The following is a 23,223-nucleotide window of genomic DNA, read 5'->3' as shown; positions in this document are numbered from 1 at the left end:
TTTCTCGCTAATTTTTATGGTGTATTTAAATTTTGATTTTAATGGAGGATGTATTGCCAATCTATCGGGTATAAAAATTAAAGAATCTTCAATCGGCTTTTTATTAAGAAGGAGGCAATTATGGAAAATCATAGCCAGCAGGATTTCATTCCAGTTGCCAAGGAATTTTTCCAGCAGCCAACACTCGAGCTTGCTGAAGCACTTTTGGGCACTGTGCTTGTAAAAGAGACTGGAGAAGGACTGGCAGCCGGATATATCGTCGAAACTGAAGCTTATATTGGGCCAATGGACCAGGCGGCGCATAGCTATAATAATCGCAGGACAAAACGGACTGAAATCATGTTCCATGAATCCGGACTGGCTTATACTTATGTCATGCATACCCATTGCCTATTCAATGTCGTCAGCGGAGGAACCGGAAATCCCGAGGCAGTGCTTATAAGGGCGGTAGAGCCGCTGGCAGGAGTGGCGATGATGGCCAGCCGCAGGGGGATGCCAGATTCAGTGAACCTGACGAACGGTCCAGGCAAATTGACGAAAGCACTTGGAATAAATATGGCTGATTACGGGTATCCCTTAACTACGAAGCCGCTCTATATTGCAGCAGGCCAGAAGCCCGAAAATATATCCATTGGAAAGAGGATCGGGATCGACAATTCCGGTCCTGCCAAGGATTATCCATGGCGCTTTTGGATTACTGGCAACCCGAGCGTATCCAGGCATCAAAAAGCATTGAGCGGAAAAATATTCACAAAGCAAGATGGAGGATAAAATGAAAAAAGCGATTTTTTTGGACCGGGATGGGGTCCTGAATGAGGTTTTAACAGAAAGAGTCAAGTTCGTGAACCGACCTGAAGAGCTCTATCTCCTGGAGGGGGCAGCTGAAGCCGTCGCTGAGCTTAGCAACGCGGGGTACGAAGTTTTCGTCGTGACGAATCAGGGCGGGGTCGGCCTTGGATTCCTTAAGGAAAAACGGCTGCATGAAATCCACGACCACATGATTCAGTTAATCAAAGAGCACGGAGGCCATATCAAGGAGGTAGCATACTGCCCCCATAAACCTAAGGCTGGCTGTGAATGCCGGAAGCCGAATGCCGGCATGCTGCTTGACCTCGCGGAAAGACATACAATTGATCTTGCAGGCAGCGTGATGGTTGGTGACCATGAAAGGGACATCGAAGCCGGAAAGAAAGCCGGCTGCAAAACGGTCTTCATTGGCTCTGATGAAACATCTGCAGATGAAAAAGCCCCAAGCCTGCAAGCGGCGATTCCAATGATCCTCAGCCTGCTAGAAGCATAAAAAACGCTGCCAGTGGCTGGCAGCGTTTTTCTGCTATGCGAATAATAATTGCTGTTTCGTTTTATAGCACGTAGCTCAGAATCACCTTCTGCGGCATATCCTGCTCGCTGTATACATCCTTCTTCATTCTCTCGCATGAAGGCATCTCATAGGAAAAATCCTCGACTTCCGCAGGGATAAGACCCTCCTGCTTCAATGAATGGAATACCTTCTCCATCGCATCATCTGTATCAATGCATTCTTCAGAGCCCTCATATTTAAAACAATCCACACATGTCTCGACAATATTGGAATCAATCTGTTCCTGGATAAAAACTAATTTCGCCCCAGCCATCTTCTCAACTTCGCGATTCTCCAGCTCAATAATCGTTGTTACATTCATTATTGGCACCTCCGTTTATATTACACTATCATTATAGTAATTTAGCCGGAGCCCAGGTGAGATTTACTATTTAATTCAATTATTCTTCACAAATTCCCGACAAAAAATTGTCAAAAAACAGGAACAGCAAATAATACGCTTTACCGCATTAACGCACCGGGGGTCAGACCCCCGGTGCGTTAATGCGGTAAAGCAGCCATCTCTTTTAGGTCTAATATCCTGGAATTTACTGAAAAAAGCCAAAAGATAGACTTTGATATTTCCATTGACCTGTTTCGAAAATGCTGTTACTATCTCTAGTATTATTTAAATCAACTTTATATTTAATTCCTTGTATATGTTCAAGAATATGGCTTGAACGTTTCTACCATGCTGCCGTAAAAAGCGTGACTACAAGGGACATGGATATTTGCTATCTTCTTTTGGCATCTATTGGGTCCTTTGTAGCACTCCGGCAGCGTAAACTGCCGGAGTTTTTTGTTTCATCGGCTTTTGCTTATTCACATTGCTGCCAGACTAACAGCCAGGAGGATTGCACATGAAGAACTTTTTCCAATTTGCACAGCGAAACACAAATTATAAACAAGAGACTTTAGCCGGTATTACGACATTTCTATCAATGGCATATATCCTTGTCGTCAACCCAATGATCCTCAGCCAGGCTGGAATGGATAAAGGCGCTGTATTTACCGCTACTGCCCTATCCGCCATCATCGGCTCCCTTTTAATCGGCCTGCTGGCCAACTTTCCTGTGGGCATCGCCCCTAGCATGGGCCTGAATTCATTTTTCACTTTCACCGTCAGTATCGGGATGGGCGTTAAATGGGAAATCGCCCTCACAGGAGTATTCATTGCAGGGGTACTTTTTGTCATCTTAAGCCTGTTGAAGATCCGTGAAAAAATCATCAATGTCATTCCGCAGGACCTTAAACACGCAATTGCAGCAGGTATCGGTTTCTTCGTTGCGTTCATCGGCTTAAAAAATGCGGGCATCATCGTCGGCAGCGAAGCCACTTTTGTTTCAATCGGCAACCTGACTTCAGGACCAGTATTGCTTGCTCTTTTTGGTTTCATCATCAGCATCATTATGATGGTTCGCGGCATCAGCGGCGGGATTTTCTACGGTATGGTGATCGCGACAATCATTGGGATCTTTACCGGCCTGATCGAAAAGCCACAATCCATCATTGGGACAGTGCCGGATATCTCTCCGACCTTCGGAGTGGTCTTCCACCATCTGGGCGATATCTTCTCGCCTGATGTGTTAGCGGTAGTCTTCACATTTTTATTTGTTGCATTCTTTGATACAGCCGGCGCCCTGATTGCTGTAGCCAGCCAGGCCGGCCTAATGAAGGATAATAAAATTCCTAATGCCGGCCGCGCCCTTCTTGCAGACGCCGCGTCCGCTGTAGCAGGATCAGTTTTAGGTACGTCTACCACGGCTTCTTTCGTGGAATCATCCGCCGGTGTCGCAGTCGGCGGCCGAACAGGGTTCACCTCTGTCATTATCTCTGCTTGTTTTGGGATAGCCCTGTTTTTCTCACCGATATTGTCAGTCATTACACCAGAGGTGACTGCACCTGCACTGATTATCGTTGGAGCTTTGATGGCTTCTGAAATCAGTAAAATTGACTGGAGCAATCTTGCCGTCATCATTCCGGCATTCGTTACGATCATCATGATGCCTTTGACCTTCAGTGTCGCAACCGGGATCGCACTTGGATTCATTTTATATCCATTGATGATGCTGGGCATGGGCAAGCATCGAAGTGTCCACCCAATCATGTATGTTCTTGGAGTCTTGTTTGTTGGTTATTTTATTTATGTATGATAAAGGTTCTTAGGACCATCCAGGCAAGAAAATCCGGTGTGCATGGTCTTAATAAAGGTTCTTAGGACCTTCCAAGCAAGAAAATCCAGCGTGAATGGTCTTAATAAGGGTTCTTAGGACCATACACGCAAAAAAATCCGGTGTGAATAGTCTTAATAAAGGTTCTAAGGACCATACAAGCATAAAAAAAGCCCCGCTTCTTTTCTCCAGGAAAAGAAACGGGGCTTTGTTTTGTTATTGATGCTCGATCTCCGCAACAATTTTTTCGCATAGTTCATGGGTTGCCAGGCTGTCTCTTGCAGGAATGAGTGTGGCACCATTGTTATTAACTGCATGCAGGAAATCAAAAATAATCTGTTCAAAGCCTCGTTTATGGAGTGTCGGTTCCCAATCGCTTCCTCCCTGTTTTGTTTCATTGCGATTTTCCTGGATGACCAGCTCTGAAACATTGATGGCCGTCCTTTTTTCCTTTGAATGGAACACTTCGACTTTCTCTTCAACGATACCGCTGTCCCGATTCATGATTCCTACTGCGATTCCTTCATCAGCAATGAGCTGGATGACGACATGGTGCAGAATGGATCCGTTCTTTTTACAGGAAACATTCACATGCTTAATAGAATAGGGAAATAAAAATCTGAGCGTGTCAACCACATGGATAAAATCATCAAAAACAAAATTCCTTATCTCTCCAGGAAGAGCTCTCCTGTTCTTTTGCATGATGACCATATTGGGCTCTTCCAGTTCAGCAAGCTGCTTATAGACAGGAGCGTATCTCCTGTTAAAGCCTGTCATTAAGATCAATCCTTTTTCCTCTGCAAGCTCTGTCAATTCCTTTGCCAGTCCATATTCATATGCAATTGGTTTATCCACATACACATGGATCCCCGCGGCCAAAAGGCTTTTTACAATTTCATAATGAGACTCCGTCGAGCTATGCACGAATGCGCCTTTGATTCCGCTTGCCACAAGAGCATCCAGACTGGAATGGATATGTTGGAAGCGGTATTTTTTCGCCAGGTTTTCCAGCTTTGAAAAATCCCTGGTGAATAAATGAAATTCGATGTCGCCCTTCTCCGCGAAAACTGGCAGATAGGCCTTCTGAGCAATATCACCCAATCCGATGATGCCAATCTTGAGCATTTTCTTATTCCCCCTGCTTTTTAATTAATCGTTAAAGCAAGTTTACAGTTATATTGGAATTTAAAAAAGAAATCAGCCTTTTTAACAGGCTGATTTCCTTGGTATCTATATGGGCTTATTCATTAATCCAGGCAAGCCCAATGGTTCCCTGGCCGGTGTGAGTACCAGCAACAGGACTGAATGTTGTTGTTGTAAAAGAAATGTGCGGGAAGCGCTCCTTCAATTCCTTGCGCCACTGCTCAGCAAGCTCTTTTACATTGCCATGTATAACGCTTACTTCCTTGATAGAATGAGCCTTCTCCTCAAGGATCTGGAACAATCTTTCCTTTACCTTCTTTTCTGTCCGGATTTTATCGAAAAGCACTACTTTGCCATCCTCGAACCTGACAATGAGTTTCAGCCTGATCAGGCTGCCAATGATGACCTGGGTTGCGGAAAGCCGCCCGCCTTTCTGAAGCTGTTCAAGGCTGCCCGGTGCCATGTAAAGGTTTGCTTTATCGGGAAGTGTCCTTAGGTAAGATACGATTTCCTCGTAGGATTTGCCTTCCTTTTGCATCTCTACACCTTTTTCGACCATGCGTCCTAGTGGAAATGATCCAATCTTAGAGTCGATGACTTCTACCGGATACTCAACCATGCTTGATGCTGCAACTGAGGATTGATATGTTCCGGTCAGTGCACTTGAAGCATGAATCGCAATCGCGTGCTTGTATTGTTCCTTCAGCTTCTTATATAGTTCAACGAACTCCCCAATAGCAGGCTGTGAAGTCTTTGGCAGAACCTTCGACGCAGCTAGTCTCGGGTAAAAATCTTCTGCTGTGATATCTACACCCTCTAAATAGGATTCATCACCAAAAATAATACTCAATGGCACAACATATATATGGTTATTTTTTATAAAATCCTCTGGAAGTGATGCAGTACTGTCTGTTACCCATGCAATTTCATTTTGTGTCGTCATAATTTCTCCCGTTCTTTCGTCAAGTTATGGCGTGAATAGGCTTTCAATTAACTATCCTTCACCATCATATATGATGAAGCCTGCTAAATCTATTAGTAATTTTTAAGAATAAGGTTTATTTGGTATCAATATTAAAAAAGTTAAAAACATAGACACAAGTTTTCAATTAAGCATCAAGGGAAGAATGTTACAAACAGGAATTTTCTGAAAGGAGGCGTTTGTAATGGATGCTTATATACACGGATTATATTCCCTCGCCTACCTGTTTTTATTCCTAATCGGATTAAGATCGTCTCTTAAACATGGTTTCAATTCACTTGAAAAAGTTTTGCTGCTTGTGACTTTCGGTTTGCTTTATGACAATACTGTACTCGCTTCCGGGCAGATTCTTGGGGAAGGCTCGTTTTTGAAAGGACTGAACATGCTGCGCTATTGGTTCCATGCCATCCTCACACCCTTGCTGGTGATATTTGCCTGGGCATCTGCCAGGCAAACAGATCTGGACTGGCTGCGAGGGAAAACTGCTTTTTTGACTGCCTCTTTGTTAACCATAGCACTGATACTCGCAGAATTGTTGCAGAATACATTTACCGTCGACCTTACTCCAGTCAGAAAATATGGCATGCTCAGCTATGAAGCTGCCGGCAGTCACGGCCCCCCTATTATGGTCATCGGAGTTTCCATCATCCTGCTGATAGCAGGAATCATTCTTTGGAAAAAGCTCAAATGGAAATGGATGGCCATCGGAGTCATCATCATGACTATCGGTAGCGCTGTTCCCATATCGATTGAAAGCGAAGCAGCAACCAATGGATTTGAGCTCTTTTTGCTTATATCCTTGTGGGCAACCAGGGCATTTCTTGATAAAAGGAATAAGTAATTGGAAAATAGCTGTGTCCGCCTGGTTGCTTATTCCAAGCAGATTCTTTGTCTTCTAATTAAAATATGAGAAAATATAAAAGCAATTTTAATATAAGGAGGAGTTACGATGCCAACTAGTTTGCAGGATACAACTACATTACATAATGGAGTGAAAATGCCTTGGTTCGGCCTTGGTGTGTTCAAGGTTAAAGAAGGCTCAGAGGTAGTCGAGTCGGTCAAGGCAGCCATCAAGAATGGCTATAAAAGCATCGATACAGCAGCGGTTTACCAAAATGAGGAGGGCGTTGGCCAGGCAATCAAGGAAGCTGGTGTCCCACGCGAAGAACTATTCATTACCACAAAGGTATGGAATGCTGACCAGGGTTACGAATCCACGCTAAAGGCTTTTGAAACAAGCATGGAGAAGCTTGGTCTTGAATATCTTGATCTTTACTTGATTCACTGGCCTGTTGCCGGAAAGTACAATGATACTTGGAAGGCATTAGAAAAGCTGTATAAAGACGGACGAGTCCGTGCAATCGGCGTCAGCAATTTCCATATCCATCATTTAAAAGACCTGTTGGAGAACGCAGAAATCAAGCCAATGGTTAACCAGGTAGAGTATCATCCTCACCTTGCACAAACCGAGCTGCTTGAATACTGTAAAGCTGAAGGAATTCAGATGGAAGCATGGTCTCCATTGAAACAGGGAGAGCTTTTATCAGAACCGACTATTACGGAAATTGCAGAAAAGCATAGTAAATCTCCTGCTCAGGTCATCCTGCGCTGGGATTTGCAAAACGGTGTTGTGACGATTCCAAAATCAATCAAAGAACACAGAATCATCGAGAATGCAGATATTTTTGATTTTGAGCTCTCACAAGAAGACATGGACCGCCTAAACAGCTTGAACAAAAACGAGCGTGTAGGTCCAGACCCTGATAATTTTGATTTTTAAATTGAATAGTTTTTTAAAGCGCGGAAACCTTGTTTCTGCGTTTTTTTTCGTGATTTACACCAAATCTTTATATCAACTTTTATAACCAGGTGCTAAATATCACATCTTTTTAAATCCAACCATGTTAAACTTCAATCGAATGATAATTGAAAGGGGTAATAACATGGTGTTTCCACAGCTGAAAATTGGCCATATGGCTCCAAAGGTCCCAATTCTACAAGGAGGAATGGGCGTAGGAATTTCTCTCAGCAAATTAGCATCCTCGGTCGCAAACGCAGGCGGTATCGGCATTATTTCGGGTACTGGAATATCAATTGATGAATTGCGGACCCATATCAGGCAGGCTAGAAGCATGATTAAGGATCGCGGCTACATAGGTGTCAATATGTTGTTTGCGATGAATGACTTTGCAGAAAAAATGAAGGCTGCACTCGAGGAAAAAGTTGATTTTATCATTTCTGGCGCTGGCATTTCACGTGATATGTATTCATGGGGCAAGCAGGCGGGAATACCCGTTATTTCAATTGTATCCTCAGCCAAACTGGCAAAAATCTCTGAGCGCCTGGGTGCTGCGGCTGTAGTGGCAGAAGGATTTGAAGCAGGCGGTCATCTTGGAACGGATAGGCCTCTTTTCGATCTTTTGCCAGAAATCGTTGAGGCCGTATCCATTCCGGTTATCGCTGCAGGAGGAATCATGACAGGTGAAGATATTGCAAAAGCTTTATCAATGGGCGCATCAGGTGTCCAGATGGGCACCAGATTTGTGGCGAGCGTTGAATGTGATGCTCCGCAATCATTCAAAGAAAAATATGTAGCCGCGACCAAGGAAGATACTTTGCTTATAAAAACTACTGTTGGTCTGCATGGCAGAGCGATCGCAAATAAATTTACTGATTTAATCAACACATCGGAAAAGTTAAGAATAAAACAATGCAAAGACTGCCTTAAAAATTGTTCCTACCGTTTTTGCACCCTGGATTCCCTTCTTACCTCTGTTGCCGGCGATGTCGACAATGGTCTCGTATTTGCAGGTGCAAGAGTAAGTGAAATCAAAGAAATTCTGCCAGTCAAAACGATTATTGAAAATTTAACAGCAGAATATAAAGCGGCTGCCAGTTCGGTATAATGCCTGAAATAACAGAACCCCAATCTTGAATTGGGGTTCTGTTATTATACAATGGCTAAAGCTTTATTTTAAATTCCTGTTCCGTCTTCTTACCGTCTGTAAACACTCTTTCCTTAAAAAGGATCTCATCGTCCGACATCAGGATCACAGTCGAACTCCTCGTGCCATATCCCTCACTTTTGATGAAAATCGGTGATAAAATCCGTTCCCACTCAAGTGAGACACCTGTTGATGGCAGCAGATGGTCCGGAACTGGGTCTGCATTTTGGAGGTGGGAGAATAAACGATCAGCCATATCAGAAGCATTTTCTTCTATAATTCTAGCCAAACCAGCCTTCCCGTTCTCCACCTTCGGCCAGGCTGAATTTAATAAATGGTTGCTTACACCGTGGAAACCAGGTTTGATTTTCTCCAGTGACTTTCCAACATTCGAATAGTAATATAGCTCGTTCTGGTTCCCGGCCAGGAGATTGTAGCCAGGATATTGTCCGCGCCTGTCAGATAAATTACGCAAATACTCGTCTGGTGAATTCGAGCCACTGAGAAAATCGGCAACAAGCTCGCCACGGGATCGCTTCCCATCTGTTTTTTCATTAGGATTTCGGTAATTGGTCAAAGCGGCCAAGCCGCTGGATCGGTTCACACCCATCCAGGTTCCCATTTTCTCCAGGTCTCGTCCAGCCAATATGCTGCTATCATCCTCCCAAAAGTGAGCTGGGGCTGTCGGGCGTCCATAGAATTCATCCCGATTAGCAGCCACGATCAGGTTATATTTTGGATGGACCTTATAAGCAAACAGAATTAAACACATGCAAATCACGGCCTTTTAAGTTTCTTCATTGTATTATAACTCATCCTGAAAAAAATAATGACACCCCCGATTTTAAGGAGTGCCTCTTTCAACAATTATCCAATCTTGATTTTCTGATTCACTTTTTCAATCCGCTGATGATCACCAATCAATGTGATTTCCCCATAATTTTGTTCTGTCCCTATCTCAGCTCCGCAGCCAATGACCGTGTTACTGCCGATTACCGCCCTGTTCACAACTGCCTTTTCTTCAATTACTGTATTAGGCAGAATGACTGCGTTTTTTATGACAGCCCCCTTGCCGACTTTCACTCCATAGAATAAAACCGAGTTCTCTACCACTCCTTCGATCCGGCATCCTTCACTGATTAATGATTGGTGGAGCACAGCTCCTTCATCCATATACATAGGAGGCTGAAGGGTATCAGCAGTATATATTGGCCAGTCGGGATTCTTCATGATAGGATTTGTTTCAGTTGAAAGCAGGTCCATATTGGCTTCCCAATAGCTTTGTACCGTCCCGACATCCTTCCAGTAGCCATTGAATCTAAAAGCAGACAGCTTTCGCCCTTCTTCAAGCATCGCTGGAATGATGTCTTTGCCAAAATCCTTGGATGAAGACAGTTTTTCTTCCTCATTTTCGAGATAGATTTTTAATATAGGCCAATTGAATATATAGATACCCATTGAGGCAAGGTTCGATTTTGGAGCCTTTGGCTTTTCTTCAAATTCCACAATCGTATTTGTTCCTGGTTCCACATTCATGATTCCAAAGCGGCTTGCTTCGCTCCATGGCACATTTATGACAGAAATAGTAGCGTCAGCAGCTGAAGAAATATGCTGGTCGAGCATTTTTCTATAATCCATTTTATAAATATGGTCGCCAGAGATGACCAGCACATATTCAGGATCATAGCTTTCAATATATTGGATGTTCTGGTATATGGCATGAGCCGTTCCTTCATACCACCTTTCACCAAGCTCGCATTGATATGGCGGCAAAAGTGTCACACCGCCGCTCTTCTGGTCCAAATCCCAATGCTTGCCGTCACCGATGTAATTTTGCAGGACATGAGGCTGATATTGAGTCAGCACACCGACCGTATCTATCCCTGAATTACGGCAATTGCTTAAGGTAAAATCAACAATCCGGTACTTTCCTCCATATGGTACCGCTGGCTTCGCAATAGATTGAGTCAGCTCTCCTAATCGAGAGCCTCTGCCGCCAGCCAAAAGCATGGCAATACATTGTTTCTTTGTCATAGCTGCCTCCTCTTACTCATTCGCTGATTTTATTCATTGCGTTCGACCTTGCATGAATCGCAGTCCGCAATTCCTGCGAGGTTATCCGGTAATAACATACTTAATTCCGGTCATCTTCCCACAGCTTATAGTAGAGCTCTTCCTGCTCACACTCTTCTCTTTCATCTATGTAAGACCTAATCGGTTCTTCCATCTTGTTTTCATTCTTTTTTTGCTCCATCTGATCAGCTCCTGTGCGGTAGTTTGCTCTGAATCGAACAACGTTTTCTCATTTTAACATCCCATCTGGACATCTAAAATCAGAACTGTTCGCCCATTTACCGCAGGTTTTGACAGGGTTAGAGCCACTTTTTAGTGAAGTGTGGTTCATGGGCTTAAAGCAACCGTTTCCACTTCCGAATTAATAACAATGCTGTCGAAAAGTTTTTCTCTAAATATGAATGTTTCTTGAAAATAAAAAAATTTCTAATAATTACCCGCATAAAAAAAGGCCCTAAAAAGGACCTTTCCAATTTAATATTATAGAAGCATGCCTGCCATTGCAGCACTTAGCAATGATGCCAGCATACCAGCAATTACAGAACGGATGCCAAGCTTTGCAATATCACCGCGACGGCTTGGAGCAAGGCTGCCCAGTCCGCCAAGCAGGATTCCCATTGAGGAGATGTTTGCAAAACCGCAAAGCGCGAAGCTGATTACGGCAACTGTCTTAGGTGATAATGCCTCAATTTGTGGAGCGAAAGACGAATACGCAACAAACTCATTCAGGATTAACTTCTGTCCAATGAATCCGCCAGCTTTTACAGCTTCATCCCATGGAACGCCGATGGCAAAAGCAAGCGGAGCGAACACATAACCAAGAATTGTCTCAAGTGTAAGTCCTTCAACATTGAAGAGACCGCCAATACCACCTAGGATACCATTGATTAAGGCAATCAATGCGATGAATGCCAAAAGCATTGCACCGATATTCAGCGCCAGTTGAAGTCCTGTGCTTGCACCTCTGGCAGCAGCATCGATCACATTAACAGATTCAGTGTCTTTTTCCATTTTAAGATCATCTGATGTCTCAGACTTTTCGGTTTCTGGGACCATGATTTTTGCCAGGACAAGACCAGCAGGTGCAGCCATGAAGCTTGCAGCAAGCAAGTATTCAAGTGGAACTCCCAATAAAGAATAACCAATCAATACTGAACCGGCAACTGAAGCAAGTCCGCCGACCATGACTGCAAAAAGTTCAGATTGAGTCATTTTCGCGATATACGGCTTTACAACAAGCGGTGCTTCCGTCTGGCCAACGAAAATGTTCGCAGCAGCTGACAGTGATTCAGCCTTGCTTGTCCCAAGAAGCTTAGCAAGTCCGCCGCCCAGGAATTTGATAACGATTTGCATGATCCCAAGATAGTATAATACTGAAATTAAGGATGAGAAGAAAATAACGACTGTCAATACCTGAAATGCGAATACGAAGCCAATGTTCTCAGCCTGGAATAAACCGCCGAACAGGAATTGAACTCCTGTATCTGCATAGGCAATGATTTCATTTACACCTAGTGAAAGCTTTTTCAACGCAAGCTTTCCAGTTTCCCATTTCAATACTGCAAATGCGAAGATGAACTGAATAGCCATTCCGCCAAGGATTGTTCTCAGGTTGATGGCCTTACGGTTATTAGAGAAAATAAGCGCGATACCGAGTACGACTGCAATCCCCATTAAACCCCATAAGATATTCATTGATGACCCACCTCTTGTTGATTAGTTTGTAATAATATGTGTTAACGTTTTCAAAAATCTTGAAAAAAATTTCATTCAAACGTTTACATTTGTTAAATCCGGATTTTCTATAGCCAATATAACAGAGAAAAAGAACTTTTGTAAATATATTTTTGAACAAATGTAAATTGAAAATAATACCTTTATATCTTTTAGACAAAAAAACCCGCCAGGCTTCGTAACCTATCGGGTATTTGTTTGTATTGCGATTTATCTGGGAGATTACGGTTTTGAGGAACAAAATTACTTGTCCAGCAGGAACTTGGCAGTAAATTGATCGGTTACTAGTACGTTTGTATATTTCCCTTTTAACGCGCCATAAATACCATCAATTTTGTGTGCCCCGCCTGCTACCAGAATGGAATACTTCTTCTTTTTCAATTCATCAAGTTCGATCCCAAGGGTTCTGGCATTCAAGTTTTCACTGCAGACATTTCCGTCCTTGTCAAAAAATCTTGAGCAAATATCGCCGACAGCACTTGAATAAATCACTTTCAAATCTTCTTCTGTAAAGTAGCCTAATTGGAATAAGAGCGATTCAGATTTGATAGGTCCAATTGTGTAGACCGCAATATTTGCCTGCTTGCCCATCTCAAGGATCCGTTTGATATGCCTGTCCGCTTCCATTGCCTGTTTCACGACTACATGGTCCACAATGGCCGGCAAAGGCAGATGATGCGGCGCGCTATTGAATGCTTTGCCAAAAAGGTAAAGTATTTCATTCGCATACGTATTGGTTTCAGAGTGGCTCACTCCGCCCTTCAACTGGACAACCTTGACATTCTTAAGTGCCTTTTGCTTCAATTCCAGCGCAACATGGTAAAGGGTCGTACCCCAGGTGACTCCAACGATATCATCATGGTCAACCACCTCATTCAGGAAAGCTGCTGCCTTTTCACCTAAATATGTTTTTATGACACTGTCTTCATACTGAGGGATGTGCGTAACGATTGCCTTTTTGAGCCCAAACTTTTGTTCAAGCTCAGACGACAAATTCTCCACATTCTCAGTGGGATCCATGATTTTTATATCAACAATCCCTTCCTGCTTAGCGAGCTGGAGGAATCTAGAAACCGTAGGCCTTGATACACCAAGCTCCTTGGCGATATCATTTTGATTATAATCCAACAAATAATACAGCTTGGCTGCTTCGATCACCTTTAACAGTTTTTCTTTTTCCATATCCAATCACCTTTTGGAGATAACATTTTTTAATTTCATTTTAGCATTAAATGCAGTTGAAAACATTTACATTTTAAAAAAGAACAAAATGTTCAAATTCAACCAATTCTTTACATATGTAAAATTATAATCTAACAATTTTATCAATTCAAATGAATCAGTCCTTCCTCAAAATATTTATTCAACATCTATGAAGGCAACAATCTTAGCAAAAAAAGCCATAAAAAAAGAGAAGATGGCATAAATCCATCCTCTCTCCTGTTTAATTATGGTTTTTGTGGTTTTTGCTTAGGAATCTTCCCGATCCCCAGTTCTTTCGCTTCCTTGCTTAATGCTTTTATCAGGCTGTATGCCATTAGTCCCATGATGATGGAAAATGGCAGTGCAGCTACAATCATGGTGTTTTGAAGCGCCTGAAGCCCGCCTGAGTACAGCAATACCAGTGAAATGGCTGCCAGCATGATGCCCCAGGTGAATTTAATTTTATTGCCGGGGGTCAGTGAACCATTTGTAGTCATCATCCCGAGCACGAATGTTCCTGAGTCTGCTGAAGTAATGAAAAACGTACCAATCAGGATAATTGCCAGAATGGACATAACAGAACTCAATGGGTAATTTGCCAATACGCCGAAGAGTGATTCCTCTGTTGCAAGACCTGATATATTGGCCACTCCTTCATGTTCCAGCATAATGGCGGAACCGCCAAATGTTGAAAACCATAGGAAGCCGACTATTGCAGGGACGAGCAAGACTCCGAAGACGAATTCCCTGATGGTCCGTCCTTTAGAAACTCGAGCTATAAAAATTCCAACAAAAGGCGCCCATGCAATCCACCATGCCCAGTAGAAGATCGTCCAGCCATTTATCCATGAACGTACCTCATCATTAAGCGGTGAAATCCTAAAGCTCATTGAAGGCAGACTTTGCAGATAAGTGCCAATTGTATTGGTGAATATGTTCAATATGAATTGTGTTGGCCCAAGGAACAGCATAAACAATAACAGTATTCCAGCAAGCAGCATATTCACATTGCTCAATATCTTGATACCCTTCCCAAGTCCTGACCACGCTGAGATCATGAATAACACTGTGACGACAAGGACAATAAGCAGTTGGACCAGGAAAGTGGAAGGAATTCCGTAAAGGTAGGAAAGTCCTCCGTTTATTTGTACAGCTCCAAATCCTAAAGTTGTTGCCACACCTATAACCGTTGCGACAACCGAAATAATATCAACTATTTTTCCAGCTGTTCCATTTACACGATTTCCAAGAACAGGTTCGAGGGTTGCACTAATTAAACCAGGTTTCCCGTGCCTGAAATTAAAATAGGCTAAAACAAGTGCGACGATCCCATATATGGCCCATGCATGAATACCCCAGTGAAAAAAAGTATATCTCAGTGAATCCCTGATTGCCTGGTTCGTTCCAGGTTCAACTCCAGTTGGTGTTGACACCATATAATGACTGATTGGCTCAGCAGTCCCCCAGAAAACAAGGCCAATTCCCATTCCCGCGCTGAAAAGCATCGCATACCAGGACATCGTTGAAAATTCAGGGCGATCCTCCTGCCTTCCAAGCCTGATTCTGCCAAGCGGACTGATCAGGAAATACAGGCAAACAATAACAATAAGTGAAACAAGAATTAAATAATACCAGCCAAATGAATTCGTGATGAATGTTTGAATATTAGCTGTCATCGTTTCAAGCTTATCAGGAACAAACACTCCAAACAAAACCATCAACAGCAAAATCCCCGCCGATATGTAAAATACTGATGAATCCTTCCTCATCGAAAAACTCCTTTCTACAGATAGCCTAAATTCCTGCAATAAACAAAATAAGCCCGGAAAATGGCCCATTATTACCCTAACATAGTTATGGAGCATTTTAAAAAGATAAGCTTACAGCAGAAGTAGTATTGCCAAATTCCTGCAAAAAAATTGAAGGCAGAAATAAAATTTTTTTTTAAAAAAATTCCTTATCATTGGTTTGGTTTAGCCCGAAAACTACTAATCTATTGAACCTGTGTCGAAACTTGTTTAAAATTAATTCTAAAGACGGAAATGCTGGATTTGTAATAAGAGATAGTTAGGAGAAGTAATTTTGAATAAAAAGATCCTGATCAGAACTATATCGATTGTCGCCATATTCCTTGCCACATTCTTAAGCGCAGAAAAAATCCGCTCAATTGAAGACCCTTCCGCTGAAACACAGATCACAAATGTCCCCAAGCTAACACGCACAAATGGTGAGGCTGTGACTAAAATGCTAGCTGAGACTGAACTTCACCAATCACTTAAAACTGCCGGCAAGACTCTTATCGACGGCGTTCCGCATATTAGCCAGCTCCCTGAATTGGAACGAGGATGCGAAGTGACCAGCTTAACGATGCTGCTTCAATACGAGGGAATACCGGCAGATAAAATGACCATTGCCAGGGAAATACATAAGCTTCCTTTCCGTGATGAAAACTATGTACGCAGCAATCCATATGATGGATTCGTCGGGGATATTTATACATTCAGCCAATCAGGCTATGGGGTATATCACGGTCCTGTTGCAGGTTTAGCTGAAAAGTATCTCCCCGGAAAAATAAAAGATGTAACCGGAAATTCAATTGATGAGGTCTACAGTCTGCTCGACAGCGGCTCACCTGTTTGGGTCATCATAAACTCGACATTTGCTCCGCTTCCTGAATCGGAATTTACCGTGTGGGACACAAATACCGGGAAGGTTAAGATAACGTATAATGAGCATAGCGTTTTGATTGTTGGCTATGATGAAAAGTTCATCTATGTCAATGACCCGCTCGACAGCTCCGGGTATAAAGCCGTGGCCAGGCAGCCTTTTGAACAGGCATGGGTACAAATGGGCAGCCAGGCGATAGGCATTGAAAAATAATAGATTGATAGAGAAGGAGTGCCTATTCAACGGCACTCCTTTTTGTATTTATTAAAGTCTGCGTGGATAAAATGAACAATAGAATGGAGGACAATTTGTGAATTTGTATCAAGGCCAGCCTTTTTGGGATAGAAACACTTTATTCAAGCCAGAAGAAAGGATAATGAAGGGCCATTATGATGCAGTGATTGTCGGCGGGGGCATTGCCGGGGCACTCTGCGCCTATTCCTTATCCAATGAGAACCTCAACATTGCTGTCATTGATAAAGGTAAAATGGGGGCAGGAAGCACCCTTGCAAACACTGGCTTATTGCATTATACCAATGACATCATGCTTCAGGATTTAATTATTCAAATAGGAGCAGCCAAAGCTGTCCGTTTTTACCAGATGTGCAAGGAAGCTATTTTTCATTTGGGTGAAATCGCTAAGACGTTGCCCTTTTCATGCGAATTTGCAAGTAAGCGTACAATATATTTCGCAAGCGAGGAAAAAGATTTCTCTCGATTGGTTAAAGAATATGAGACTTTGGAGAAGTATCGTCTTGGGGCAGAGCTCTGGACAAGGACCGAGATAGAACAGAACTTCCCATTTTCCAAGCCTGCTGCGATCATAACCAGCTCCGATGCAGAAATAAACCCTGTCCAGCTTACTGCGGGAATTCTTCAAATCATACAATTGAAAGGCACAGACTTATTCGAGAATGTTCAGATTCAGGATATTATCGAATATTCAAAAGGGATAAAAATCATTACATCCAAAGGGATCTTGCATTCAGACCATCTCATATTCGCAACTGGCTACTCCCCGCCGCCGTTATTGGCAAGCATAGGGGCAAATCTTACCCGGACATACGCACTCGCGACACTGCCAATCAGTGATCTCTCAGCCTGGAAAGACAGGATGCTGATCTGGGAAACAAAGCGGCCATATCTATACCTTAGAACTACACAGGATGGCAGGATTCTTGCAGGTGGACTAGATGAAAAAATCCCGACAACTCCAGATAATAAATCGATACAAAAACGAGCAGAAATTCTAAAAGCAGAGTTGAATAAGCTGTTTCCTTCATTGAATATTTCAGTTGATTCCTATTGGGGAGCCTTATTTGCAGAATCAGCAGATAATCTGCCATATATAGGCAGGCATCCTGAAAAAAACAGGATATATTATTTGCTTGGGTATGGAGGGAATGGGACGGTGTACAGTATGCTCGGCTCTATGATATTATGTGATTTAATTATTGGCCGGCCAAACAAGGATGCTGAGATCGTCAAACTTGACCGTTGATTTTCCAGCCTAAATAAAATGAGAAAAGCCAGCCCGGCGGCTGGCTTTTCTTATGCATACAGTTTATTTTCTTCTTGTTTGAAAAAGCTCTTCATCGCATGGAAGACATCAGCTTTTTGCTTGAGGATAAAGTAACGGAAGTTATCGTCTTTAATGTTTTTATACGCGGACATTAGGGTCGAGTGGCGGTTGTACTGATTGACTTCTCCATAGCCAAACATATTGGAGACCTTCATCAGCTCTTCAACTAATTTTACACAGCGGGCATTGTCGGAGGTCAGGTTATCACCATCAGAAAAATGGAATGGATAAATATTGAACTTGCTAGGATTGTATTTATCGTCAATAAGTTCTAACGCCTTACGGTAAGCAGATGAGCAGATCGTTCCGCCGCTCTCTCCTTTTGAGAAAAAGTCTTCCTCTGATACTACCTTGGCTTCAGTGTGGTGGGCAATAAATTCGATCTCAACAGTCTCGTATTTTGAACGGAGGAAACGCGTCATCCAGAAGAAGAAGCTTCGGGCCATGTACTTTTCCCATAATCCCATAGATCCGCTTGTATCCATCATCGCAAGGACAACTGCCTTGGATTCAGGCTTCACAACCTCGTTCCATGTTTTGAACTTCAGATCCTCTTTATAAATCGGATGGAAGGCAGGCTTCCCTGTCATTGCATTCCGCTTATAAGCAGTCATCATTGTCCGCTTTTTATCGATATTGCCCATCAAGCCTGTTTTCCTGATATCATTAAATTCAATGTTTTCTACAAGATGCTCCTGCTGCTCCTTCTTCTGGAGGTTTGGAAGCTCCAGCTGTTTAAATAATGCCTCTTCAATTTCCATCATAGAAACTTCTGCTTCATAATAATCCTCTCCGGCCTGGTCTCCTGCACCCTGCCCCTTTCCTGGGCCCTGCTGCTGTCCGGAGCCATCTCTCGCAACGACATCCCCTATCTTGGAATCGCCGTTCCCCTGGCCGACATGCTTGTTTTTATCATAGTTATAACGGATTTTGTACTCATCCAGTGACCTTATCGGAATCTTTACGACATCCCTGCCGTTGGACATGATAATGTTTTCCTCTGTGATCAGGTCGGGCAGATTGTTACGGATTGCTTCCTGCACCTTTTCCTGATGTCGCTGCTGGTCATCATGTCCTTTGCGGTGGAGGGACCAATCTTCCTGTGAGATCACAAACTGGTGACTACTTTCATCGGTCATTTTCAACCCCTCCTTTTTTAATTCAATTGGCTGTAACAAAACGGACTTAATAGTCATACAATATCCCGACGGTCTTTACCGTAAAGGGAACTGTAATTACTCTATCTTATGCAGAATGCCGAAATAATTTACAAATAATTTTGACAATTATACTTTTCTCTTAGTGCTGGACAAGCCCATTTTATCGTAAGCGCTTTTATAGCCTGGTGTCCTTCCAAAAATTAATCGTAACGTGTTGTTCCGGATTATAGGCTTCACAGCTGTATCCCTGCTTCTGAAGGAAATCAATGATTTTTGGCAATACGGATGCTGTACCTTTATTTACGTGCATCAGGATCACAAGCGGTTCTTCCTTGCCCTTAAGCCCCTTTACACCTGCAACAACCTCATTATAGATCTGCTGCGGATTTTTTTGCTGATACTTCCAATCCTGAGTATCAACATTCCAATCCCACATCTTAAAATTCCCCTTAACAAGTGCGTTCCTGAATTCATCTTTCATATAAGGCTTGCTGCCATATGGAACTCGGGTCAGTCTTGAATCCACACCTGATATATTTAAAAGTGTCTTGCGCGTTTTCTCCATTTCTGCTGCCACATTCCCCGGGCTTCCGCCGTACAGCTTATTTTTATCATGGCTCACACTGTGAAGGGCGGGATAGTGGCCGTCTTCCACTAATCTCTTTACCTGGTCCTGATATTTCCGCATTTGCGGTTCAAGCATGAAAAATGTTGCCTTTGCCTGCTTCTGTTTGAGGATATCAAGGATTTTTGGAGTATCCCCTGTAGGACCATCATCAAAGGTTAAATAGGCGATCTTCTTTGTCTTATCAGTCTTTTTTTCAGTGGCACTTTCAACTTTCGAATTAGCCATTTTCAAGCTGCCTGTTATCCTTTTCATTGGCGGCTCCTCTCCATATGTCAATTTTTCTATGAATTTGATCCTGAGCCCAAAATAATTTTCTACAAGAGTAACTGGTATGTAAATATTATGGTTTTGGATCAGCAGCCTTCCTTGTATGCTTGTCCCCTCCGCCGTGGCCACTTCCATGTTTTCGCGGTGAAATACAAGCCAGCTGTCCCCTTTCTTCAGCTTAACTTCAGCACCCCCTGGTTCCATCTCTAATCCTAACCCAGCTGCATCCGCCAGCATCCATACAGGAAGAAATGGATTGCCATCGTGAAAAAGCCTGGAATCAGCTCCCAGCGAAATCTCCTCTGAGTCCATGCTGGTAAAAGCAATCGCCAAAGCCTGTCCTTCTTTAAACATATAAATAAATGCAAAAATAATCGCTAGAATAATAGTCAATTTGGATTTCATCGGGGTTCCCCTCTCGGCATAATGATTTGTACTATTATGCTATTTTGCGAGTTGACCCAATATGTAATTAGATTGCTAGTTTTAACTATTATTTTTTTGCGTGGTTTTTATTTAACTCTGTGGGCAATTTTCATGAAAGCGGATTTCAGTAATTCCCGAAAAAAAATAACCTCCGCATTCCGCAAAGGCTACTTTTTATTTTGTTCCTTATCAAATTGGACTGGGTCGGGAGCTTTGTCATACTCTTCTTTTAAGACCTGTCCGGTACGGCGATGCTCCATCTGCTTCCCAAGGTTTTCGATTTCTTCCTCATTACGTGCCATGGAACTATTTTTCGGGGTATAGTTTTTTGGCAATTCATGTTTGTTCATTCTTATCACCTCTTGCCTGTACTATTCCCTGATTGCCAGCCTGTTAAACAAAGAAGGGCCTGCGGGTGCTCGCAGGCCCTTCTGAGCTTATCGGTTCAGCAGGCTTCCGACATAACGAAGCAATTCATTCGCAGAGGTGGAGTTATATCCATGCTCGTCAATCAATCTTGCGACTACATTATTGATCTTCTTCAGCTGCAATTCATCCGGCGTCTTCGTTGAAGTGGTAATTTTGACAACATCCTTAAGGTCGGCAAACAGCTTCTTCTGGATGGCTTCACGGAGGCGGTCATGGGAATTGTAATCGAACCTCTTCCCTTTCCGTGCATATGCCGAAATCCGGATGAGAATTTCTTCACGGAATGCCTTCTTAGCATTCTCGGAAATCCCGATCTGCTCCTCAATTGAACGCATCAGTTTTTCATCTGGATTGATTTCCTCACCTGTGAGCGGGTCTCTGAGTTTTGACTTATTGCAATAAGCTTCTACATTATCAAGATAATTATCCATCAATGTCTTGGCTGACTCTTCGTAAGAATAAACGAACGCCTTCTGTACTTCTTTCTTCGCAATATCGTCATACTCTTTGCGTGCAAGTGAAATATAGTTCAAGTAACGCTCCCTTGTTTCAGGTGTAATCGAAGGATGCTGGTCAAGCCCTTCCTTAAGCGATCTCAGGACATCCAGTGCATTTATGGTCTTAACCTCTTTCCTGATAATCGTGGAAGAAATCCGATTGATGACATAACGAGGATCAATGCCGCTCATCCCTTCATCCTGGTGTTCCTTCTTCAGCTCCTCGACATCAGCACTATTATAGCCTTCTACATTTTCACCATCATACAGACGCATTTTCTTAATCAGGTCAATATCGCCCTTCTTTGGATCCTTCAGGCGGGTCAGGATGGTGAACATCGCCGCTACCCTGAGGGTATGAGGAGCAATATGGACATCGTTCACATCGCTTTCCCGAATCATTTTGTCATAGATTTTCTCTTCTTCCGTCACCTTAAGGTTATATGGAATCGGCATGACGATAATCCGTGAGTGCAAGGCTTCATTCTTTTTATTGGAGATAAATGAACGGTATTCCGTTTCATTCGTGTGGGCGACGATAAGCTCATCGGCACTGATCAAAGCAAATCTTCCCGCTTTAAAATTGCCTTCCTGCGTCAGGCTCAGCAAATGCCAGAGGAATTTCTCATCACACTTGAGCATTTCCTGGAACTCCATCATCCCGCGGTTCGCTTTATTTAATTCGCCATCAAAGCGATATGCCCTCGGATCTGATTCAGAGCCATACTCAGCAATTGTTGAAAAGTCGATGCTTCCCGTTAAATCTGCAATATCCTGCGATTTTGGATCGGATGGACTGAATGTGCCAATACCCGTCCGCTTATCTTCTGAGAAGAATATCCTTTCGACGATTACATCTTCTATCCTGCCGCCATATTCCTGTTCAAGCCTCATCATATTCAGCGGCGACAGATTGCCCTCAATCCGAATGCCATATTCATCATAAAAATCCTTGCGCAAATGATGCGGAATCATATGCAGCGGGTCTTCATGCATCGGGCAGCCTTTGATGGCGTAAATAGCGCCTCGATCTGTATGGGAGTATGCCTCCAGCCCTCGCTTCAGCATCGTCACCAATGTTGATTTACCGCCGCTGACCGGACCCATCAGCAACAGGATCCTTTTTCTTACATCAAGCCGTTTCGCAGCAGGATGGAAATACTCCTCCACCAGACGCTCCAAGGCCTCTTCAAGTCCAAAAAGCTGTGAATTAAAGAAAGAATAGCGCTTCTTGCCCTTTTCGCTTTCAATGCCAGCATCTTTGATCATATTAAACACACGCGAATGTGCCGATTGAGCAACCCATGGCTGTTCCTTCACAATATCAAGGTACTCCCTGAACGTCCCTTCCCACTTCAGCTTCTCTTCATCCTGGCGGTACAACTCAATCTTTTTTAAAATATCCATATGGACCTCCCCATGTAGCGTTATCAAGAGACGATTAATAAATTCTATGCAGCAAACAATTTGAACATGCGTAACGTTCTCTCCGCAAGATTGTCCTTTTTCTATTCCGTTGCAAAAAATGAAGCCATTTCTTCACAGCCGCAAAATAATAGGATATAATAAAAGCTATATGGACAAATCCAACAAAAGGGAGGCTTACATACATGAAATTAATCTTAATTTTAGGCGTGACAGTCGCATTCCTATCCGCAATTTTCACTGCAGGATACGATGATAAGCCGGGGATCAACAAAAAATAAAAAGCTGCCATTTGGCAGCTTTTTTATTTTTTCAGGCTCTTTTCTAAATTCTTTGTTGCTATTCTATATGCTTTTCAAATCTCCTTCTAAATGGATTTTTAAAGAAGGCTTGCAATAAAAGGCTGTTGATTTCCGTTCCAGGCGCTTCGCTTTCCTCTGAAAAATTTTGAAAAAGCCCAATTGCCGGCTTTTTCAAGAGCGAATTTTTCTTGGGGCGTGCGGTGAGCCTCCTCGTCGCTTTGCTCCTGCG

The 23,223-nt window shown here is 42.9% G+C and carries 20 protein-coding genes and 1 riboswitch; of the genes, 8 read left to right on the top strand and 12 right to left on the bottom strand.

Annotated elements, in window-relative coordinates:
* The first annotated feature begins 120 nt into the window (after nt 1-120).
* A complete protein-coding gene (locus AC3EBE_RS06205; RefSeq protein ID WP_488594151.1) occupies nt 121-771 on the top strand; it encodes a DNA-3-methyladenine glycosylase in 651 nt (216 codons plus the stop codon).
* Between the two features lies 1 nt (nt 772).
* Nucleotides 773-1,300: a D-glycero-alpha-D-manno-heptose-1,7-bisphosphate 7-phosphatase gene (locus tag AC3EBE_RS06200; RefSeq protein ID WP_488594150.1), complete on the top strand. Its 528-nt coding sequence runs from the start codon at nt 773-775 to the stop codon at nt 1,298-1,300.
* Nucleotides 1,301-1,361: 61 nt separating this feature from the next.
* On the opposite strand, the gene AC3EBE_RS06195 is transcribed toward AC3EBE_RS06200, so the two are convergent.
* On the bottom strand, nt 1,362-1,682 hold the full coding sequence (locus AC3EBE_RS06195) for a hypothetical protein (protein ID WP_488594149.1): 321 nt from the start codon (nt 1,680-1,682) through the stop codon (nt 1,362-1,364).
* Between the two features lie 311 nt (nt 1,683-1,993).
* A riboswitch (purine riboswitch) is annotated at nt 1,994-2,095 on the top strand.
* A gap of 125 nt (nt 2,096-2,220) precedes the next feature.
* Between AC3EBE_RS06195 and AC3EBE_RS06190 the strand changes: the two genes are divergently transcribed.
* Nucleotides 2,221-3,513, top strand: coding sequence for an NCS2 family permease (locus AC3EBE_RS06190; protein ID WP_488594148.1), 1,293 nt, complete (start codon nt 2,221-2,223; stop codon nt 3,511-3,513).
* Between the two features lie 234 nt (nt 3,514-3,747).
* Here the strand turns inward: AC3EBE_RS06190 and AC3EBE_RS06185 are convergent, their stop codons facing one another.
* A complete protein-coding gene (locus AC3EBE_RS06185) occupies nt 3,748-4,656 on the bottom strand; it encodes a Gfo/Idh/MocA family protein (protein WP_488594147.1) in 909 nt (302 codons plus the stop codon).
* Between the two features lie 115 nt (nt 4,657-4,771).
* A complete protein-coding gene (locus AC3EBE_RS06180) occupies nt 4,772-5,617 on the bottom strand; it encodes a DegV family protein (RefSeq protein WP_488594146.1) in 846 nt (281 codons plus the stop codon).
* Nucleotides 5,618-5,840: 223 nt separating this feature from the next.
* On the opposite strand from AC3EBE_RS06180, the gene AC3EBE_RS06175 reads away from it, so the two are divergent.
* The 3 genes from AC3EBE_RS06175 to AC3EBE_RS06165 all read left to right on the top strand — a co-directional run bounded on the left by AC3EBE_RS06175 (nt 5,841) and on the right by AC3EBE_RS06165 (nt 8,562).
* Nucleotides 5,841-6,497: a hypothetical protein gene (locus AC3EBE_RS06175; RefSeq protein WP_488594145.1), complete on the top strand. Its 657-nt coding sequence runs from the start codon at nt 5,841-5,843 to the stop codon at nt 6,495-6,497.
* 108 nt (nt 6,498-6,605) lie between these two features.
* On the top strand, nt 6,606-7,436 hold the full coding sequence (locus AC3EBE_RS06170; protein WP_488594144.1) for an aldo/keto reductase: 831 nt from the start codon (nt 6,606-6,608) through the stop codon (nt 7,434-7,436).
* Nucleotides 7,437-7,599: 163 nt separating this feature from the next.
* On the top strand, nt 7,600-8,562 hold the full coding sequence (locus AC3EBE_RS06165; protein ID WP_488594143.1) for an NAD(P)H-dependent flavin oxidoreductase: 963 nt from the start codon (nt 7,600-7,602) through the stop codon (nt 8,560-8,562).
* A 55-nt stretch (nt 8,563-8,617) separates the two neighbouring features.
* Here the strand turns inward: AC3EBE_RS06165 and AC3EBE_RS06160 are convergent, their stop codons facing one another.
* From AC3EBE_RS06160 to AC3EBE_RS06140, 5 genes are all read right to left on the bottom strand, one after another.
* A complete protein-coding gene (locus tag AC3EBE_RS06160; RefSeq protein ID WP_488594142.1) occupies nt 8,618-9,373 on the bottom strand; it encodes an NRDE family protein in 756 nt (251 codons plus the stop codon).
* A gap of 95 nt (nt 9,374-9,468) precedes the next feature.
* The gene (locus AC3EBE_RS06155; protein ID WP_488594141.1) at nt 9,469-10,635 is read right to left on the bottom strand and encodes a glucose-1-phosphate adenylyltransferase; all 1,167 of its coding nucleotides are present in this window, start codon (nt 10,633-10,635) and stop codon (nt 9,469-9,471) included.
* A gap of 519 nt (nt 10,636-11,154) precedes the next feature.
* Nucleotides 11,155-12,369 carry a NupC/NupG family nucleoside CNT transporter gene (locus AC3EBE_RS06150; RefSeq protein ID WP_488594140.1) on the bottom strand — a complete coding sequence of 405 codons (1,215 nt, stop codon included), beginning with the start codon at nt 12,367-12,369 and terminating at the stop codon, nt 11,155-11,157.
* Between the two features lie 282 nt (nt 12,370-12,651).
* Nucleotides 12,652-13,590, bottom strand: a complete 939-nt coding sequence (deoR, locus tag AC3EBE_RS06145) for a DNA-binding transcriptional repressor DeoR (RefSeq protein ID WP_488594139.1) — start codon at nt 13,588-13,590, stop codon at nt 12,652-12,654.
* A 266-nt stretch (nt 13,591-13,856) separates the two neighbouring features.
* Nucleotides 13,857-15,380, bottom strand: coding sequence for a glycine betaine uptake BCCT transporter (locus tag AC3EBE_RS06140; RefSeq protein ID WP_488594138.1), 1,524 nt, complete (start codon nt 15,378-15,380; stop codon nt 13,857-13,859).
* A 313-nt stretch (nt 15,381-15,693) separates the two neighbouring features.
* On the opposite strand from AC3EBE_RS06140, the gene AC3EBE_RS06135 reads away from it, so the two are divergent.
* Both AC3EBE_RS06135 and AC3EBE_RS06130 read left to right on the top strand, forming a co-directional pair.
* Entirely contained in the window at nt 15,694-16,491 is a 798-nt protein-coding gene (locus AC3EBE_RS06135; RefSeq protein WP_488594137.1) for a C39 family peptidase, read from the top strand.
* Nucleotides 16,492-16,588: 97 nt separating this feature from the next.
* Nucleotides 16,589-17,779 (top strand): NAD(P)/FAD-dependent oxidoreductase, encoded by a 1,191-nt coding sequence (locus AC3EBE_RS06130; protein WP_488594136.1) that lies wholly within the window; start codon nt 16,589-16,591, stop codon nt 17,777-17,779.
* A gap of 50 nt (nt 17,780-17,829) precedes the next feature.
* On the opposite strand, the gene yhbH is transcribed toward AC3EBE_RS06130, so the two are convergent.
* From yhbH to AC3EBE_RS06110, 4 genes are all read right to left on the bottom strand, one after another.
* Nucleotides 17,830-18,999, bottom strand: a complete 1,170-nt coding sequence (gene yhbH, locus AC3EBE_RS06125; protein ID WP_488594135.1) for a sporulation protein YhbH — start codon at nt 18,997-18,999, stop codon at nt 17,830-17,832.
* Between the two features lie 196 nt (nt 19,000-19,195).
* Nucleotides 19,196-20,320, bottom strand: a complete 1,125-nt coding sequence (locus AC3EBE_RS06120; protein WP_488594134.1) for a polysaccharide deacetylase family protein — start codon at nt 20,318-20,320, stop codon at nt 19,196-19,198.
* A gap of 188 nt (nt 20,321-20,508) precedes the next feature.
* Complete coding sequence (locus AC3EBE_RS06115; protein WP_488594133.1) at nt 20,509-20,691, bottom strand: hypothetical protein; 183 nt, start codon at nt 20,689-20,691, stop codon at nt 20,509-20,511.
* Between the two features lie 87 nt (nt 20,692-20,778).
* Nucleotides 20,779-22,674, bottom strand: a complete 1,896-nt coding sequence (locus AC3EBE_RS06110; RefSeq protein WP_488594132.1) for a PrkA family serine protein kinase — start codon at nt 22,672-22,674, stop codon at nt 20,779-20,781.
* Between the last annotated feature and the right edge of the window lie 549 nt (nt 22,675-23,223).

Source organism: Mesobacillus sp., from assembly GCF_057785455.1.
This window is presented reverse-complemented; position numbering and strand designations above follow the sequence as displayed.

What these genes read in the sequence shown, in the direction of transcription:
- AC3EBE_RS06170 (WP_488594144.1), top strand. Translation starts at nt 6,606, where the DNA reads ATGCCAACTAGTTTGCAGGATACAACTACATTACATAATGGAGTGAAA.
- AC3EBE_RS06175 (WP_488594145.1), top strand. Translation starts at nt 5,841, where the DNA reads ATGGATGCTTATATACACGGATTATATTCCCTCGCCTACCTGTTTTTA.
- AC3EBE_RS06120 (WP_488594134.1), bottom strand. Translation starts at nt 20,320, where the DNA reads ATGAAATCCAAATTGACTATTATTCTAGCGATTATTTTTGCATTTATT.
- AC3EBE_RS06180 (WP_488594146.1), bottom strand. Translation starts at nt 5,617, where the DNA reads ATGACGACACAAAATGAAATTGCATGGGTAACAGACAGTACTGCATCA.
- AC3EBE_RS06155 (WP_488594141.1), bottom strand. Translation starts at nt 10,635, where the DNA reads ATGACAAAGAAACAATGTATTGCCATGCTTTTGGCTGGCGGCAGAGGC.
- deoR (WP_488594139.1), bottom strand. Translation starts at nt 13,590, where the DNA reads ATGGAAAAAGAAAAACTGTTAAAGGTGATCGAAGCAGCCAAGCTGTAT.
- AC3EBE_RS06205 (WP_488594151.1), top strand. Translation starts at nt 121, where the DNA reads ATGGAAAATCATAGCCAGCAGGATTTCATTCCAGTTGCCAAGGAATTT.
- AC3EBE_RS06160 (WP_488594142.1), bottom strand. Translation starts at nt 9,373, where the DNA reads ATGTGTTTAATTCTGTTTGCTTATAAGGTCCATCCAAAATATAACCTG.
- AC3EBE_RS06185 (WP_488594147.1), bottom strand. Translation starts at nt 4,656, where the DNA reads ATGCTCAAGATTGGCATCATCGGATTGGGTGATATTGCTCAGAAGGCC.
- AC3EBE_RS06110 (WP_488594132.1), bottom strand. Translation starts at nt 22,674, where the DNA reads ATGGATATTTTAAAAAAGATTGAGTTGTACCGCCAGGATGAAGAGAAG.
- AC3EBE_RS06165 (WP_488594143.1), top strand. Translation starts at nt 7,600, where the DNA reads ATGGTGTTTCCACAGCTGAAAATTGGCCATATGGCTCCAAAGGTCCCA.
- AC3EBE_RS06115 (WP_488594133.1), bottom strand. Translation starts at nt 20,691, where the DNA reads ATGAACAAACATGAATTGCCAAAAAACTATACCCCGAAAAATAGTTCC.
- AC3EBE_RS06190 (WP_488594148.1), top strand. Translation starts at nt 2,221, where the DNA reads ATGAAGAACTTTTTCCAATTTGCACAGCGAAACACAAATTATAAACAA.
- yhbH (WP_488594135.1), bottom strand. Translation starts at nt 18,999, where the DNA reads ATGACCGATGAAAGTAGTCACCAGTTTGTGATCTCACAGGAAGATTGG.
- AC3EBE_RS06200 (WP_488594150.1), top strand. Translation starts at nt 773, where the DNA reads ATGAAAAAAGCGATTTTTTTGGACCGGGATGGGGTCCTGAATGAGGTT.
- AC3EBE_RS06140 (WP_488594138.1), bottom strand. Translation starts at nt 15,380, where the DNA reads ATGAGGAAGGATTCATCAGTATTTTACATATCGGCGGGGATTTTGCTG.
- AC3EBE_RS06150 (WP_488594140.1), bottom strand. Translation starts at nt 12,369, where the DNA reads ATGAATATCTTATGGGGTTTAATGGGGATTGCAGTCGTACTCGGTATC.
- AC3EBE_RS06195 (WP_488594149.1), bottom strand. Translation starts at nt 1,682, where the DNA reads ATGAATGTAACAACGATTATTGAGCTGGAGAATCGCGAAGTTGAGAAG.